This is a genomic window from Bdellovibrio sp. CKG001, from assembly GCF_055397465.1.
In genome coordinates this window covers 2,431,473-2,446,604 of record NZ_AP029173.1, presented here as the reverse complement: position 1 = coordinate 2,446,604, position 15,132 = coordinate 2,431,473, and the positions used below count along the sequence as shown (strand labels likewise).

The 15,132-nt window shown below is 50.4% G+C and carries 16 protein-coding genes; 4 read left to right on the top strand and 12 right to left on the bottom strand.

Going from position 1 to position 15,132, the window contains the following annotated elements; genetic code table 11:
- The first annotated feature begins 19 nt into the window (after positions 1 to 19).
- Positions 20 to 790 carry a S1 family serine peptidase gene (locus ACZ50P_RS11600; protein ID WP_464131272.1) on the top strand — a complete coding sequence of 257 codons (771 nt, stop codon included), beginning with the start codon at positions 20 to 22 and terminating at the stop codon, positions 788 to 790.
- A gap of 81 nt (positions 791 to 871) precedes the next feature.
- On the opposite strand, the gene ACZ50P_RS11595 is transcribed toward ACZ50P_RS11600, so the two are convergent.
- Positions 872 to 1,264 carry a hypothetical protein gene (locus tag ACZ50P_RS11595; protein ID WP_464131271.1) on the bottom strand — a complete coding sequence of 131 codons (393 nt, stop codon included), beginning with the start codon at positions 1,262 to 1,264 and terminating at the stop codon, positions 872 to 874.
- A 104-nt stretch (positions 1,265 to 1,368) separates the two neighbouring features.
- Positions 1,369 to 2,472 carry a Rieske 2Fe-2S domain-containing protein gene (locus tag ACZ50P_RS11590; protein ID WP_464131270.1) on the bottom strand — a complete coding sequence of 368 codons (1,104 nt, stop codon included), beginning with the start codon at positions 2,470 to 2,472 and terminating at the stop codon, positions 1,369 to 1,371.
- 218 nt (positions 2,473 to 2,690) lie between these two features.
- On the opposite strand from ACZ50P_RS11590, the gene ACZ50P_RS11585 reads away from it, so the two are divergent.
- From ACZ50P_RS11585 to ACZ50P_RS11575, 3 genes are all read left to right on the top strand, one after another.
- Positions 2,691 to 2,999, top strand: a complete 309-nt coding sequence (locus ACZ50P_RS11585; protein WP_464131268.1) for a KH domain-containing protein — start codon at positions 2,691 to 2,693, stop codon at positions 2,997 to 2,999.
- A gap of 105 nt (positions 3,000 to 3,104) precedes the next feature.
- Positions 3,105 to 3,866 (top strand): DUF4423 domain-containing protein, encoded by a 762-nt coding sequence (locus ACZ50P_RS11580; protein WP_464131266.1) that lies wholly within the window; start codon positions 3,105 to 3,107, stop codon positions 3,864 to 3,866.
- The gene (locus tag ACZ50P_RS11575) at positions 3,860 to 5,092 is read left to right on the top strand and encodes a hypothetical protein (RefSeq protein ID WP_464131264.1); all 1,233 of its coding nucleotides are present in this window, start codon (positions 3,860 to 3,862) and stop codon (positions 5,090 to 5,092) included. Before ACZ50P_RS11580 ends, ACZ50P_RS11575 begins: the two co-directional genes overlap by 7 nt.
- Positions 5,093 to 5,110: 18 nt before the next feature.
- Here the strand turns inward: ACZ50P_RS11575 and gltS are convergent, their stop codons facing one another.
- The 10 genes from gltS to ccoG form a co-directional block, all read right to left on the bottom strand.
- Positions 5,111 to 6,295 (bottom strand): sodium/glutamate symporter, encoded by a 1,185-nt coding sequence (gltS, locus tag ACZ50P_RS11570; protein WP_464131262.1) that lies wholly within the window; start codon positions 6,293 to 6,295, stop codon positions 5,111 to 5,113.
- 51 nt (positions 6,296 to 6,346) lie between these two features.
- A complete protein-coding gene (locus ACZ50P_RS11565; protein ID WP_464131260.1) occupies positions 6,347 to 7,879 on the bottom strand; it encodes a methyl-accepting chemotaxis protein in 1,533 nt (510 codons plus the stop codon).
- 115 nt (positions 7,880 to 7,994) lie between these two features.
- Entirely contained in the window at positions 7,995 to 8,735 is a 741-nt protein-coding gene (locus ACZ50P_RS11560; RefSeq protein WP_464131258.1) for a ZIP family metal transporter, read from the bottom strand.
- A 30-nt stretch (positions 8,736 to 8,765) separates the two neighbouring features.
- Positions 8,766 to 9,272, bottom strand: a complete 507-nt coding sequence (locus tag ACZ50P_RS11555) for a Dps family protein (protein ID WP_464131256.1) — start codon at positions 9,270 to 9,272, stop codon at positions 8,766 to 8,768.
- Positions 9,273 to 9,399: 127 nt separating this feature from the next.
- Positions 9,400 to 10,356, bottom strand: coding sequence for a hydrogen peroxide-inducible genes activator (locus ACZ50P_RS11550; protein ID WP_464120612.1), 957 nt, complete (start codon positions 10,354 to 10,356; stop codon positions 9,400 to 9,402).
- Between the two features lie 115 nt (positions 10,357 to 10,471).
- Entirely contained in the window at positions 10,472 to 10,795 is a 324-nt protein-coding gene (locus ACZ50P_RS11545) for a transcriptional regulator (RefSeq protein WP_464131254.1), read from the bottom strand.
- 11 nt (positions 10,796 to 10,806) lie between these two features.
- Entirely contained in the window at positions 10,807 to 12,132 is a 1,326-nt protein-coding gene (locus tag ACZ50P_RS11540; RefSeq protein WP_464131252.1) for an OmpA family protein, read from the bottom strand.
- A gap of 205 nt (positions 12,133 to 12,337) precedes the next feature.
- Positions 12,338 to 13,051 (bottom strand): hypothetical protein, encoded by a 714-nt coding sequence (locus tag ACZ50P_RS11535; protein WP_464131250.1) that lies wholly within the window; start codon positions 13,049 to 13,051, stop codon positions 12,338 to 12,340.
- A gap of 32 nt (positions 13,052 to 13,083) precedes the next feature.
- Positions 13,084 to 13,725, bottom strand: coding sequence for a sulfite exporter TauE/SafE family protein (locus ACZ50P_RS11530; RefSeq protein ID WP_464120616.1), 642 nt, complete (start codon positions 13,723 to 13,725; stop codon positions 13,084 to 13,086).
- Positions 13,722 to 15,128, bottom strand: a complete 1,407-nt coding sequence (gene ccoG, locus ACZ50P_RS11525) for a cytochrome c oxidase accessory protein CcoG (RefSeq protein ID WP_464131248.1) — start codon at positions 15,126 to 15,128, stop codon at positions 13,722 to 13,724. The genes ACZ50P_RS11530 and ccoG overlap by 4 nt, the downstream gene beginning before the upstream one ends.
- Between the last annotated feature and the right edge of the window lie 4 nt (positions 15,129 to 15,132).

Here is a 15,132-nt window from a genome sequence, read left to right as displayed (position 1 = left end):
GCGTTCAGAGGGGAAAAAAATGAAAATGAACCATCTTGTAATTGCAGGCCTCATGATGATGTCTGCTCCGGTATTTGCGAAGTCTGGTCCTGTAGAAGGTAAAATCGTTGGTGGCGTTGAGGCGTCCATCGGTGAGTTTCCTTACATCGTGTCTCTACAGAGCAGCAGCCACTTCTGCGGTGGATCTCTGATCAAGAAGAACTGGGTTTTGACGGCGGCTCACTGCGTTCGCGGTGGCACTGTGAAAAAAGTTGTAATCGGTCTTCATGATCGCACAAATGCGGTGAATGCAGAGTCTATTGCTCCTAAGAGAATCATCGCTCACCCTGGTTACAACAGCCGCACAATGGAAAATGATTTTGCCCTGATCGAGCTTTCTCAGGATTCTTCCTACACTCCAGTGGCTTTGAATCCATCTGAAATCACTCTTCCAGAAGACGGTTCCCAGATCATGACGACAGTGGCTGGTTGGGGTACGACTCGTGAAGGTTCTTACTCTTTGCCAACTTTGTTGCAAAAAGTCAGCGTGCCATTGGTTTCTACTGAGGCTTGTAACAAGTCCTATAAGAACGAAATCAAAGACAGCATGATTTGCGCGGGTTATGAGTCCGGTGGTAAAGACTCCTGCCAAGGTGACTCTGGTGGTCCTCTTGTGGCTCAGGATGAAAACAATCAAACATACCTGGTTGGTGTCGTGAGCTGGGGGCAGGGTTGTGCTCGTGCGAACTACTATGGCGTTTACGCTAAAGTGAGCAACGCATACAAATGGATCACTGAAACTGCTCAGTAATTCTGCTGCAAAAAGCTAAAAACAAAAAAACCCCGGGCATTGCCTCGGGGTTTTTGTTTTTTATGACTTCTTCCGAGCGACTTAGCGACAGCGCTCTTTGCTCCACTTCACAAGTTCTGGGGCCTTGGACTGGCTGGCGTCAAACCAGCGGGCTTCTTCGAAAACCCAGACAAAATCCATTTTGAAGGCGCTGTAAGTGTTTACATAATGAAGCCCCTCACAAATGCCCTCAAGCCCCTTGTCGCTCATGTACCAGTCCGAATGAGTGCCGATAATTTCACTGCGGTTTTGCTGGGAATCCTGACAGGTATAAACGCAAGTCCACTTGCGTTTGGTGCCATACCAGGTCTTTTCATAAAGCTGATACTTTTTGCTGAAGGGGTCGGCGATGCACTGGCAGGCCTGGGCCATTCCCGGGGTTGTCAGGGACAGTAAAAACGTCAATGCAAGGAATAGAAAAGCGTTATTTTTCATGCGCAGGTAAAAGCTGCAAGTCCGATTCCAGGGTGGGGGCGGTTCAGATGGCCATCGGTTAAAAAAGTGCTGTCGATAAAATCGACAGTGCCTGTATTTATTTTTTAGGCGTCGCGGTGTTTTTTTGCGTTGTAAGCCTTGCGCCCTGCGCGATGTTGCAGGGGGAGTTCGTTGTTTGCTAGCAGAGCGCAAGATAAACTTGCGCAGCGGTCCAGCAGCTCTTTGGAGGCTTCGGCCAGCGCATGACTGTGTTGAACGTAACGGACATTGTGCTCCATGTTTTCGGCGCTCCACCCAAGGGAGTGGGCGATGAACGGAAACGGAGGCAGGTGAAACCCCAACTCCGAAAAAAATCCCATCAGGTGACCGGCGACAGACTGCACATTGTCCTGGCCCCCCGTGATGATGAAACCGGCGACTTTGTTGTGTATAAGCTGATTATTGTGGGTTGTGATTTGGTTTTGAATGCAATTAAAGCGTTCGACCATTTTGTAATACAACGAACTGGCCGAACCCCAGCGAATCGGGGTGGCCAAAATCATGATGTCAGCCCAGTGAATCAGGTCTTCATAAATGCGATCGAGCTGGTCGGTTTCATCCAGTTGAGTTAGTGAGCAGGGCCAGGTGCAGGCATGCGCGCTTTTGGAATAAAACCCCTCGCAGTGGCGAAACTTCAAATCGCGAACTTTCTGCAAATGGGTTTCGTAACCTTTGTCCTGTGCATATTTTAAAGTTTCCAGCAGCAAAAGCTCCGAGGTGGAAATACGTGGATGGGCAGGGTCCATCACGGTTGTTGAGATCCCAACCACCCGCAATGGTCCGTCGTGACGCTCGGGCTTTCGTGTCAAGGGATGCGGAGCGTGAGGCAGTTTTTGGCGCGGACTTGCATTGGCAAGATCAATCCAAAGTTCCTCATCTACGATCTTCAGGGGATAGCTGGGGACTCGGTCGGCCTCGAATCCGGGTTCCCCTTCACCGGTTCGATAGTGGAATTTGTAATAGTGCCAGGGGCACACAACGTAATCCCCCTCGAGGCAACCTTCGCCCAAGGGGCCCCCCGCGTGGTTGCATACACCCGAGATGGCCGTGAAAAGTTCATTCTTGTAGATCAAGGCAATTTTGGTGCGGTGAACTTCGAGTTGCTGAAGTTCTTTTTGTTTAAGCACTTCGACGGAGCCCAGTTTGTTCCAAGAAGGAGTGGAGTTCATAGCTTATTGAATCTGTAAATAGAGATGGAGAAAAGAGTTTCTGGGGTCTTTTTGGTGAATGGCAGGGACTTGCTGGAGGTGGAGGCTTCGACACTGAGTGTTGTGTGATTAAGTCTTCAGCATATTCATCGGAGCTTTGTTGAGATGACGGGCAGATTCTAGAATCTTGGTGGAACACTTTGGAGTCTAAATGGGACCCAAGGGATTGCCCTTCCTTTATGAAGCCCCACACAATGATGTTTATGGAGGAGCATGTGGCGGAGGATGTGGACACAGTGAAGGATATTCGGAAGCGTCTGGCAAAGGTTCTACAGAGCATAATTGAAGAGATGACATCTTGCTACAACCAGGTGGAAGTGGATTTTACAGAGGGCGACAAAACGACGATCTATCGAGTGGTGGTTCCGGTTGAAGTGCGTGGCAAGCTTATCGGTGCCCAAGGAAAAAACATCACTTCACTAAGAAATATCATTGGTGCGATGAGTGGGAATCACGGCTTTCGAGCGATCATCGAACTAGTGATCTAGTCGTGGGCGTTCCTTTGTGACGCAAAGAGGGAACGCTTCTGTTATTTTAATCTTGCAACTTCGTCATTAAATGTAAAAATTCCCTCATTTCATCTTGAGGGGATAATGTCTAATAAATTCGGAGCCCTGTTAAAAACCAAACTTGAGGAAATTCAAAAAAAGAACCCTCGTTTCTCCTTTCGTTCTTTAGCTAAAAAAGTGGGCATTTCGCCCGGTTGTTTGAATGAGTTGATGCACGGGAAGCGTCCTTTAAGTGAGTTCTATGCCAACAAGATTGTTTTGGGTTTGGAACTGGGGACAGAAGAACGCAACGAGGTTTATTCGTTGATTTCTACGCGTTCGCGTAAATTTGCCGCTCAGAAAGTTTTGATGGAAAAAGAGATGGAGATGCTTTCCAGCTGGGAGCACTATGCCATCTTGAACATGATTCGCATGAAGACCTTCCGTTCAGAACCGGAGTGGATTGCCGAGCGCCTGGCTTTGCCCGTGGAGCGAGTGGAAAAAAGTTTGGAGCTGCTGATGGAGCTGGGGTTCATCAAGCGCAAAGGAAATTCCATTGCCCGGTCTGTGGCAAGTTTGGCAACGACGGAAGATATTCCAAGCCAAGCCCTGGTGAAGGCGCATCTTTCGGACATGACCAAAGCCATGGAGGTTTTGCAGAGCACACCTCCGGATGTGCGTGACTTTACATCCATCACGATGGCAATCAATCCGGAAAAATTTGCTGAAGCCAAAAGCCTGATTAAAAAATTCCGTCGTAAACTGTCCATGCTTGTTGAAGAAGGTGAAATGACAGAGGTTTACAACTTGAATATTCAATTCTTCCCCCTGACGGTTCAGGAAAGAGAGAAAAGCCCTTTATGTTAAGACTTTCGTGTTTTATCGCAGCATTGATTTTATCTTGGGGGGGCCTGGCGCAGGCTCGCTTTGGTGGGGATGAAAAAGGTAACGGGGGCAGTGTTATTGATTGTCCGCAAAACAATCCATGGGAACGCTACGAGGTTTTGGATCTATACGAAGCCCGTGAGGTTCAGACCTTCAAGTTGGATTTGATTGAGTCGTATTCCTATCAGGACGTATTGGCCAAGATGATCAACAGGCTGGAGGAAATCAATCCGACTCGTGCGCGATTGTACCGGTCCTACGCAAAAACTTTCGAGCAGGAAACGCGGATGATATCCGGGGCTGAGTTTACCGATGTTCCGGATCGTGGCTGGGGCGCTTTACCGAAGGGCTGCCGACTGGTGCAGGGGGCCGTTCAGTACAAACGCCCGAGTATTGCGGGTCACCGCTATTACATCAATAAAGATGTTTGGGATGGAATGAACAACACCCAGCGTGCAGCGTTGGCTTTGCATGAGATCATCTATCGTGAAGGTCTGTTGCCGGAAAATGGTTTTCAGTCTTCCAACGGTGTGCGCCTGTTGAACGGCTATCTGCATTCGACGAACATGCGAAATGTCACGCTGAAGAAATACGTGGATCTGATTCAGCGTTCCGGTCTGCAGGCCATAGACATTCAAGGTTACCCGGTTATTTTGCACGGCGGTGGTCTGGGGGAAGAGGGTGATTACACCGTAGAGTTCTACGACTCAGAAGTTGTGAAAAGAGCCGTTCTGGCACGACAGGTAGAGCTGCCAGCGCCTCAGGCCAAAACTGCTCCATTTGTGTGTGGACCAGAGGCCAAAGGGCCTCCGGCGGAGATAAACTTCTATGCCAATGGTGTGATTCAGCGAGTTCGTCCACGTTGTTCAAGTGTGGGCTTTGATATTTACAGTCGGGAATCCTATGGTCAGATCACTGCTTACGAAGTGAACTACGATATTGAAGGGCGTATGACCAGTGCGATGTCCTTTCAGTTTGAGCTAAACCATCCTGATTACCATCTGCAATCCTCCAAGATCGGTGGGCTCATCGAATTTTATCCGTCCGGAGAGCCTCGACGTGCCTTTATTGGCCGACATTTTTCCGATGCTTCGGGAAGTTGGGTTCGCATTGATGAAGTGGGGCAGGACCTGGTCGCTTTGCAAAAGAATGACGTCCTCTTCGATCAAACAGGACGTATCGTGGAGCTTAACTTCATTCCGCGCTAGAAGGTTTTTTTCGGCGGTTTATCCGCCGAAAAGATTCAAACAGAACGTCACTAATGCGGCGTTAAAGAAATCAATAAAGCAAGAGCCAACCAAAGGTATGACCAAAAAGGCTTTCGGGGCCGGGCCGTATCTTTGTGCCAAGGACGACATATTGGCCATGGCATTGGCTGTCGTTCCCATCATAAAGCCGACGTAGCCAGCACTCATCACAGAGGCCTCATAGTCCTTACCAGCCACCCAGAATGCGGGGCCGATAGCCGTCGCAGCAACCAGCACGGCCTGCATGACCAGAAAGACAATGATCGGCAAGGCAGCGTTGCGCAGTTCTTCCAGACGCAAAGACATGATGGCCATGGCGATGAACAGAGTTAAGGCAACATTGCCTATTTCTTCAATCCATTCAGGCTTGATCTTAAACACGGGCTTCACGTCTTCAATGTTGCGAACAACGGCCGCAATGATCATCGAACCAATGTAAATGGGCAGCGTTATTTTCAACGAACTGATCCAGGAACTTAAAGTGGTTCCGATTCCCATGATCAGGACCAAAGCCAGAATATGCAGCAAGAGATCACGGCCAGGGAAGGAGCGAAGGAAGTGCGAGTCCTCGTGCTGTTGAGAAGCCGCAAGTGGAGCCTCCTTCAAACGTCGCTTGTTAATAAGATAAGTGGCCAGAGGGGTTCCGACAAGTCCTCCTAACACGATGCCCCCCATGGCAGTCGTAAGGCCGATCGCTGAAGCACCCTCCACACCGGCGGCTTCAAAGGAGGGACCGAATGCCAGGGCGGTGCCCGGCCCACCAGTTAAAGACACGGCTCCCGTCAGCACACCCATCAACGGATGCAGGCCCATCAGCTGAGCCGCACCAATACCAGCGGCGATTTGTAACACCAGTCCGCAGATGGTCAGAAGCAGGAAGAATATAACGGCGCGGCCGCCTTCTTTTAATAAACGCAACGAGGCGGAATAGCCGACCGAAGCAAAGAAGGCAATCATCAGACTTTCTTCGAAAGCTTTGTTGAACTGGATTTCAAAAAGTCCCTGACTTTTCAGAAGCGAAATGACGATGGCGACAACAAAACCACCAATCACCGGAGAGGGCAGGTTGTACTTTTCGATGAAAGAAATCCTGCTTTTAAGATAGCGGCCGAAATAAACGACCAACGCGGCAAGTGCAACTGTTTGAAAGGATGTCAACGTCATGCGTTTAAGCCTAACGTGACATCCCGGGTCTGTCTAGAAAACTCCTTAAACTTATCCGGCTTTGGCAGAGCCTTTCAGCACACCTTCGACGGCGCCCACCAACTGATCCAGGTGATGTGACTGATTCGACAACTCCACAGAAGCTGCGGCCGTTTCTTCAGAGGAAGCCGCGTTATTCTGTGTCACTTTATCCAGGTCTTGCAAGGCCTGAGAGATCTGCGCAATGCCGGTGGTCTGTTCAATGCTGGCGGTGGCGATTTCGGTATTCAGTGCTGAAACCTTTTGTGCTTCACGCACGATCGTTTCCAGTGACTCGCCACTTTTTACCGCGAAATCGTAGCTTTGTTCCACTTGTTGAACACTCTGCGAGATCAAGGATGAAATTTCTTTGGCGGAAGTCGCTGACTTTTGCGCCAGCTGGCGGACAGCGTCGGCAACCACTGCGAAGCCGCGCCCATTTTCTCCGGCACGGGCGGCTTCCACAGAGGCATTTAGAGCCAAAAGATTGGTTTGGAAAGCGATGTCGTCAATAACCCCGGTGATCTCCTCCACCTTTTTGGCGGTGGCAGAAACCTCTTTCATCGACTGAATCAGGGTGCGGATCTGTTCTTCTCCGATTTCGGCGGCCTTCATCGTCGACAGGGACAGGTCTTTTGCACTCTGGGCGTGGTCGGTGTTAAGTTTCACCATGCTGCTGAGCTCTTCGATAGAGGCGGAAGTTTCCTCCAGAGCGGCCGCCGCTTGAGTGGAGGCAGAGCTTAAGTTCTGAGAGGCATCAGAGATTTCCGTGCTGGTCGCAGACAGATGTGAGCTGGAGGACTTAATGGAGTCCACGGCCTGATGCAGGTGTGAAAGCGGTTTTTTCAGAATGAGCCATGCGATAAAGATGCTGATCAGCAGCCCTGCAGCGGAGAACAGCAGAATTTTGTTTGTGGAGGCCGCGCTGACTGCATCTGTGTTGGCCATGCTGCTGGTGATGGCAAACACCCCATGCAGGCGGCCATCGGCCCAGTTTTCCATTTTATGGCCTAGGATATCGTTGCCGTTGCCAAAAGGGCTTTGACTGGGATTTCCATGGCAAAGAAGGCATCCTTGTTGTTCGGACAGACGCACGGGGCGATAGACAACCACAGAGGATTCCTGAGTGTCGACGATCTCTTTCAGGGTGGGGTCTTTCAGGAAGCGATTGTAGATTTCCATTTCTGTGGCACTGGCCATATTGGTGTCGCGACGGGGTTCTGGAGAGAAGACCCGGAACTTATAGCCGCTGCGTTCGGCCTGATCCTGGCCCACTTTGATAGAGGAAAAGATCGGAACCCGGCGCAGGATGTTTTGTTTGATATCTTTAGGTACGTTGCCGTCGGGATACTTGTTGCGGATGCTTTCTATATATTCCGGAAGCCCACCCTGTGCGGCCACATAGTCCCGTGTTCCTTCCAGTTGGTCCAGAATCGCGCGACTTTTGTCGATGAGATTCTTTTCCCCCTGATCATGCACTTCGTGTCGAGAGACTTGGGTGGCGGTGACCACCGCCAGAGCTGCTGCCAAACTAACAATTCCTAGGATCTTACTGATGAGCTTCACGTACAACCTCCAGTAGTACTTTCAGGATAAGAGTGGAAGGTGGAGGCAGTGATGACGGCCATCATGATAATAACTTTATTTTTAGGGGCGGCGATTCGTATTGAGACAAACCCGGCTAGTTCACGATCCAATTCATAACAATGACGGACAGGGCTCCTGCCACAAAGTGTTTTTGAATAAGATATCGCATTTGTGTCTCTTTCATTTTTGCGAAAATCTCTTCCAGAGTCACACTGATCATGGCACCTCCGGCGAAGGCCAGAATGTAGGGAAGGGAAGATGACGTGATAGAGGTGAAAACTCCACCCAGTGTGCCTCCCAGAATTTCCATCACTCCGGTCAGGACAGCGCCGAAGAAAGACACTTTGCGGGACATGCCGATGGAAAGAAAGGCGGCCGCCGTGGCCAGTCCTTCGGGAAAGTTCTGAAAGACAATGGCACCCACCACCGTCCAGCCATTGGCCTGCGATATAGAATCAGCGCTCAGCGCAGCTCCCGAAGCCAAACCTTCAGGGAGATTGTGCAGCATCATGGCCGTGACAAAGAGCCAGGCTCTTCGATGAGCGGACCATGCGGAGGGCGACACATGATGGATCAGATGACTGAGTCCATAAATGGAAGCCACACCGAGCGCCAGGGCAAGAGACACCCCGAAGGCACTGTGGGAACTGGAATAGGCCGGCCCGATCAGGTTAAAAGCAGCAGCAGCCAGCATCATCCCGATGGCAAAATCCAGATTCAGACTGCGCCAGGGATTCCAGCCATTGCTTTTTTCCTTGAGGATGGGCAGGGCCCCCAACATTGTTGAAAGCCCTGTGATTCCTCCTGCAAGTAAACCCATCAATGTACTGCCCATTTTCAACCTCTTTGATGGTTCATTCGTCGATTAAGATCTGTGGCTGCGAATCATCCAAGCGGCTTTTTCGTGGAATCCGATAAGATCCTCGTACAAAGTCACCGCACTGGTTTCTTCCGCATCTTCCGCTGTTTCCAGACGTGCCTTTAACGCGATCGCCATATTGGTGTGATCCTGACTGAGTGTCTCGATCATTTGGTTGGCGTTCAGTCGGTCCGGAGCTTCTTGAATAGAGGAAAGTTCTTTAAATTCTTTGAAGCTGCCAGGAGCTTTGGTTTTTAAGGCGCGCAGGACTTCGGCGGTGCGATCCACGAATTCAGCCAGCTGGCCATATTGTTCTTCAAACAGTTTGTGCAAAGAGAAGAACAGGGGGCCTTCCACGTTCCAGTGGAAGTTCTGAGTCTTTAACTGCAGCAAATACTCTTCTGCAAGCGACTTTTTCAAAGTCTCAATAACAGAGTCAGTGCTTGCCTCAACTGCTTTGAGGCTGCTGACGGTTTTATTTTCACCGATGGAATGTGATGATTGTGATCTCATAATATCCTCCTTGCGAGTTACTCTTGCCTGATAACAGGATAGGTTTGCAGAGGGTATTTGAACAGTTCTCTTTTTCTATGGCATCTATAGACAGAAACTATGGGCTGTCTATAGACATAGATGAAAACTATTTGAGATAGCCCAGAGGATTGTCCACCTTAAGAAGGTTTTTGGTCTTGTTGACGGAGACACCTTCGGGCAGGTTTTTCTTTATGTTTTCAATTAGAGCCTTTAGCAAAGCTTTTCTTTGAAAGTGGGGGCCGTGAATCAAACTGACTTCGCGGGTGGGCACAGGATCGGAAAAAGGTCGCAGGCGTTTTTTGTCCTGGACATCCATCGCGGCCAGCCACGGCAGCAGGGTGAAGCTTTCGCCCTGATCCACCAGTTTTTTCAGTGTCTCCAGACTGCCGCTTTCAAAGGTGAAATTGCGGTCGGCGGGGGGAGCTATTTTTTTATTCCGGCATAAGGACAGACTTTGTTCGCGGAAACAATGGCCTTCATTCAGCAGAAGCACATCGTCCGAAGACAGATCCTTCTCGTCGACAGTTTTGCGGGCCAGCAGTGCATGTCCTTTGGAAAAGTACACATTGAAGGGCTCATAAAACAGAACATGACTGGCAATATTCAGGTCATCAATCGGTGTGACCAGAATGCCCAGATCCAGGCTGTGATTGCGGATCTTTTCGATCATCACTTCGGTCTGCAGTTCTTCAAAGGTTAAATGAAGTTCGCTGTGGGTCTCTTTCACTCGCTTCAGGAACAGGGGCAGCAGATACGGTGCCAGCGTGGGGATGATTCCGATGCGCAGTTCTCCACGTAAGGATCCCTTGGCGTCATCGACGATTTCCTTGATGTGCTGAGAACCTTTGACAACCAGTCGGGCCTGTCGGATCACCTCTTCGCCCACTGAAGTGGCATGAATGGGTTGTTTGGTTCGGTCAAAGAGAATCACACCCAGCTCATCTTCCAGTTTCTGAATTTGCATGCTCAGGGTGGGTTGAGTGACAAAGCATTGGCGTGCTGCCTGGCTGAAACTTCCAGTGTCGGCAACGGCGAGAATATATTCAAGTTGAGTCAGCGTCATGTTACAAGCTTGCCGTTGCGGTCAGGAGCTTGCAAGCATATTCCTGGTCAAGGGGGCTTGATTCAAAGGATCCAAATCCCCTGAATCAAGCCTTGGTGAGTGAGCAGGGACTCTCTCAGCCTAGATAGTCGTCTTTGGGTTTTCGATCTTTCGGATTGGGATTTTTGGGTTTGAGTTCCATCACCCTTTCCGGCTTTTCTTTTTCGGGTTTGACTGGTTTTTCCTCAGGCTCATCGTACAGATGATAGTGCGAGGCGATTTCGGCAAATCGTTCGCTGGCTTCTTCGATAGCCATGCCAACCTTGCGTTCCAGCAGGTCGACAATGGATTGTGTGTTTCCTTTGGTTTTTTCCAAGTCATGCTCTGAGAGCTCACGCCATCTTTGCATGAGCTCTCGTTTGAGTTCCCGCCAGCGGGGGCCGTTGAGGTCTGTTGCCATGGGGCACCTCCTTATTCGGTTTCAATCACCATGTCGATACGACGGTTCTGCGCGCGTCCCTGTTTGGTGTTGTTGTCACTGATGGGTTCCTCAAAGCCGCGTCCCACAGCCTCGACTTTGTCTGCTGCGATGGCGCCTTTAGACACCAGATAGTTTTCCACGGCCTGGGCTCGTTTTTCAGACAGGGACTGGTTAGTTTCGGCACTGCCGACATTGTCGGTGTGACCTTCGATGATCACCTTCGATGGCGCAACGCCCGCCAAAGCCGCTTCGACTTTATTCAACAAGGCCTGATTTTTGGGGCCCAGAGAAGATTGAGCTGATGGGAACTGCAGCCCTTTTAAGCGCACCATCAACTTTCCATTTTCCGTAAAGACTTCGGCTTCATTCGGTTTTAATTGGCGACGCAAGGCCTGGGCTCGGTCCAACAGGGCTTGTTGTTTTTCAAGCTCCATACGACGGCGTTCAGCTTCGCTTTGGACCTGCTGCAGTTCCTGTTCCGTGTAAGAGTACTCACTGCGCAAATTGGAAATTTGTCGTTGCTGGCGCTCAGCCATCAGAACAAGATCCTCTGAATTTCCCGCATTCACTTTGCGAGTGACTTCCAGCAGATGTTGCGATTCACGGGTGGCGTCTTGGGCGGCGCGGGCGATCGCATTGGTGTTGCGCGGGTCGGCCTGAATCATTTTTTCCGCGTTATCATATTTCATAGAGGCCATGCTGAAGCTTTTTGGTGCGTTTTTATCCGCCCCATCTTTTTTGGCCGTGTCCAGGTTGTCTTTGGCAGTGCCCAGGTAGGCCTTGCTCACAGACATACGCTCCAGTTCGCGATAACGTCGGACGATGTCCTCGCCACGTTTGTCGGAAGGTTTTAGATTTCCTCTTTCAACTGCGTGAGTGATCTTTTCCAGTTCCTTGCCGTTCTTGTCCCATTCTTTCGGGAAGAACTTCGGAGCTCCGGCTTTCATTGCTCCTTCACGGGCATCTGTGATATCGCTGCCCACGGACATTTTTGCAATTTCAGCTTTGGCATTGGCCTGTTCCAGCCAAGCTCGGGAGTAAGACACCTGCTCCAGAACGTCTTCATTGGATTTGTTCTTTTCTTTTTTGTCTTTGGCTTTCTGCAACGCTTTGGAGGCGTCCGTGAAGTTTTCCGGTGACAAGACATCCACCTGCTTGCTGCGAGCCTCGTTCAGCATCATTTCGGTTTTTTCAATTTCAGTGGTGGGGTTGGCCGTGGATGAAATGGATTGGACATTGGGTGGTGTGCTTGCGCAGCCTGCGACTACACCCGCCAGTGCCAAAGATGCGATAATCTTCTGAGTCCGGGAAACCATAAACTCCTCCTTCGTCGCAAAAACGAAAATATTATTGTTTATCGTATTTCAACGCTAATCCTGCGCGGTGAAAGCAGACAAGGAAAACAGAAGGAGGTGTTTGTTTTGGTGCAACTTAACAGGGATTGGAGGAGATAACACTATCGAGGGCGAGGCTAGCCTCGTGTCCCCCGACAATGGAAAATGAAAAATAGAAAGTTTGAGATTAGAAAGCGTATCCGAGGCGAACCATGGCGTGAGGCAGAACCATCTTACCCACTTTGTCGGCCAGATCCTCGGCGTCTTGGCGGGCTTTGATGTATTCAGGATCATTTAAAACCGTGGTGTTTGTGGTGCCATCTTGAATTTCAGTTTTGTTCGACAGGGGGATCTGAGCGCCCAGCTCAACACCGAAGTTCAAGCCAGAATTGAATTGCCAGAACCATCCCACTTTCGGGGAAACATAGGTGCTGGAGATTTTTACTTCCGGCTCGGCTTTTTCCGCACCGACAGTCAAAGTCTTCTTAGCTGTAACACCTTGTGAGCCCAGAGCCGCCGCCAAATAGAAAGAGCCCGCAGTCGGGTGATAGCGTCCGGCGACCTCCAGGTTGCCAATGCTGAACTCTTCCTTGTCGTTTTCTTCGTCTTTGGGTTTAAATCCTCCGCCGCCAATTTCAAGCGCCACCGACCACATTTGTGACTGATCCAGATATTCGATACCGCCGGACAGCACGTGCGGGATCCCCAGGCCGCCATAGACACCCCACAGGCTGCGAGGCCATCCACTTTCGCGGGCAACGTCAGGCGTGGCTTCCGGGACGGGGGCTTCTGCTGAAATCGGTGTAGGCTTTTCCGCAGGGACACTTTCAGTTCCTTGAGCAAAAGCAGTTGTTGTGGATAGAAGAAGAGAAAGAATCGTGATGTATGTGGATTTTGTCATAACCCACATTTTGAGTTAAAGCGGATTTAGTTTCAATGCAAAAACATAAAGCTTGCCAGCGAGTACAGTCCAGCTGTGATTAAAACCAGACCGGCGATTCGCTGTTGTTTCAGTCCGGCACTTTGAATGCCCTTTCTGACCATCATCGGAACAGCACTCAAGGCGGGAAGTCCCCCCAGCCAGAACAAAGCCAAAGTTAAAGCCCCCGCCCAAGGACTTTGGGTGGCGATGGCCGCAGTGACGTAGGTGTAAAGCCAGCCGCAGGGGAGCAGGGCGGTCAGAAGTCCCACAACAAAGCCGGACTTACCAATATGGAATGCTTGCAGACGTTTGATGACCCCCAGAATTGAGTGGGCGCCTTTCCAGGAGGACAGTTTTTGGCGAATGGAGGCGGGAGCCACCAGGTTCAGTCCGGACAGGATCAGGACCAAAGCCAAAAGGATGGCCGAAATCCAACGTAAGAGAATGAAGTCACTGTTGAGAAAAAACTGCCCCAGACTGCCAGCTAAAATCCCCAGCAAAACATACGAAATCAAGCGGCCCAGATGATAACTCCAAAGGCTGTGGCGGGCACTCATCAGGGTGGCCACCGGACCGCACATACCAGCGCAGTGCCAGCTGCCGAAGAAACTTGAAGAAAGAATGCCCAGGGCCAAAATCAACGAGGAGGTCATTGGGCTTTCGGCCCCACTAAGATCAGTTCCCGTTTTGTTTTGAATCCATCAAGAGCGAGCTCATCTTGCACCAGAACTTCGGTTTTGATTTGACCGCTGCCAGGCATCACTTCAGGGGGAATTCTGACAAAGAAGTACCACTCTCGGGCTTCTCCGGGGGCCAAGTTGATGGGATTTTCAGCCACTTGCAGGGTGATGCCTTTGTCCAAGAGTTCCTGTGGCAAAGTCAGAACGTAGCGCGCACGCAATGATCCCTGATTCTGGATATGCAGGCGGAATTGATTTAACAGGGCTTCGTGGCCATCCACGTTTTTAACGTATGAGTAGGGAAGTCCCGCGCCTCTGAGGACGGCAATATGCACCGGCTCACGGGTTGAAATGGCATAACTTAAGCCGCCCACCAGTCCAAGTATCGCAATAATATAAAGAATGGATCTTGGCTTTTTCAAAGAAATCTTACTGCCATCCAAAGTGTCATAGCGAATCAGACCTTTGGGTTTTTTCACTTTTTCCATGATCTCATCGCAGGCATCCACGCAGGCCGTGCAGGCAATGCACTCCATTTGCAGACCGTTGCGAATGTCTATTCCGGTCGGACAAACCTGAACACAGCGATTGCAGGCAACGCAGTCGCCGACTTTTTCTCCGGCTGCGGCGGTGCCTTTGCGAGGTTCGCCGCGTTTGACATCGTAAACCACGGCCAGGGATTTTGAATCCAGCAGGACGGATTGAATGCGTCCGTAAGGGCACATGATCACGCAGAATTGTTCGCGGAACCAGCCAAAATCAAACAGGATCACAGCAGTGAAGAAAAGAACCAGAATGAAGTAGGTCATGTGCTCTGCAGGAGAGCCTTGAGTCATGGCCAGTAAATCTTTGGCCCCGACGAAGTAAGCGATAAAGCTGTGGGCAATAAAAGAGGAAACCACAAAGAACAGGAGCCACTTCAGTCCCACTTTGCGGAATTTGGTCAGTGTCATCGGACCATCGCGCAGTTGACGGCGTTGGATATAACTTCCTTCAACCCATTGTTCGATACGGCGATAGACGGCATCAATAAAAACAGTTTGTGGGCAGGCCCAGCCACACCACACGCGGCCCCAGATGGAAGTGACAAAGGCCAGCCCCAGGGTCAGAGTGCCCAGAATGAAAAACAATAACGGAGCATCGTGGGATTTAAACAGAATTCCAAACAGCGCAAATTCACGGTTGGGGATGTCGATCAGAATAGTCTGGTGCCCATTCATTGTTGTCCAGGGCAAGATGAGGAAAATGATCAGCAGAATGATCTGGGTCCAAGTCCGGTGCTTTCGATAAAACCCCCGCACTTCTGCGGGGATGATATTGATGCGATCACCATGTACGTCAACACTTGTCAGTTTGCTTGGATCCAGACCTGCCATAAAA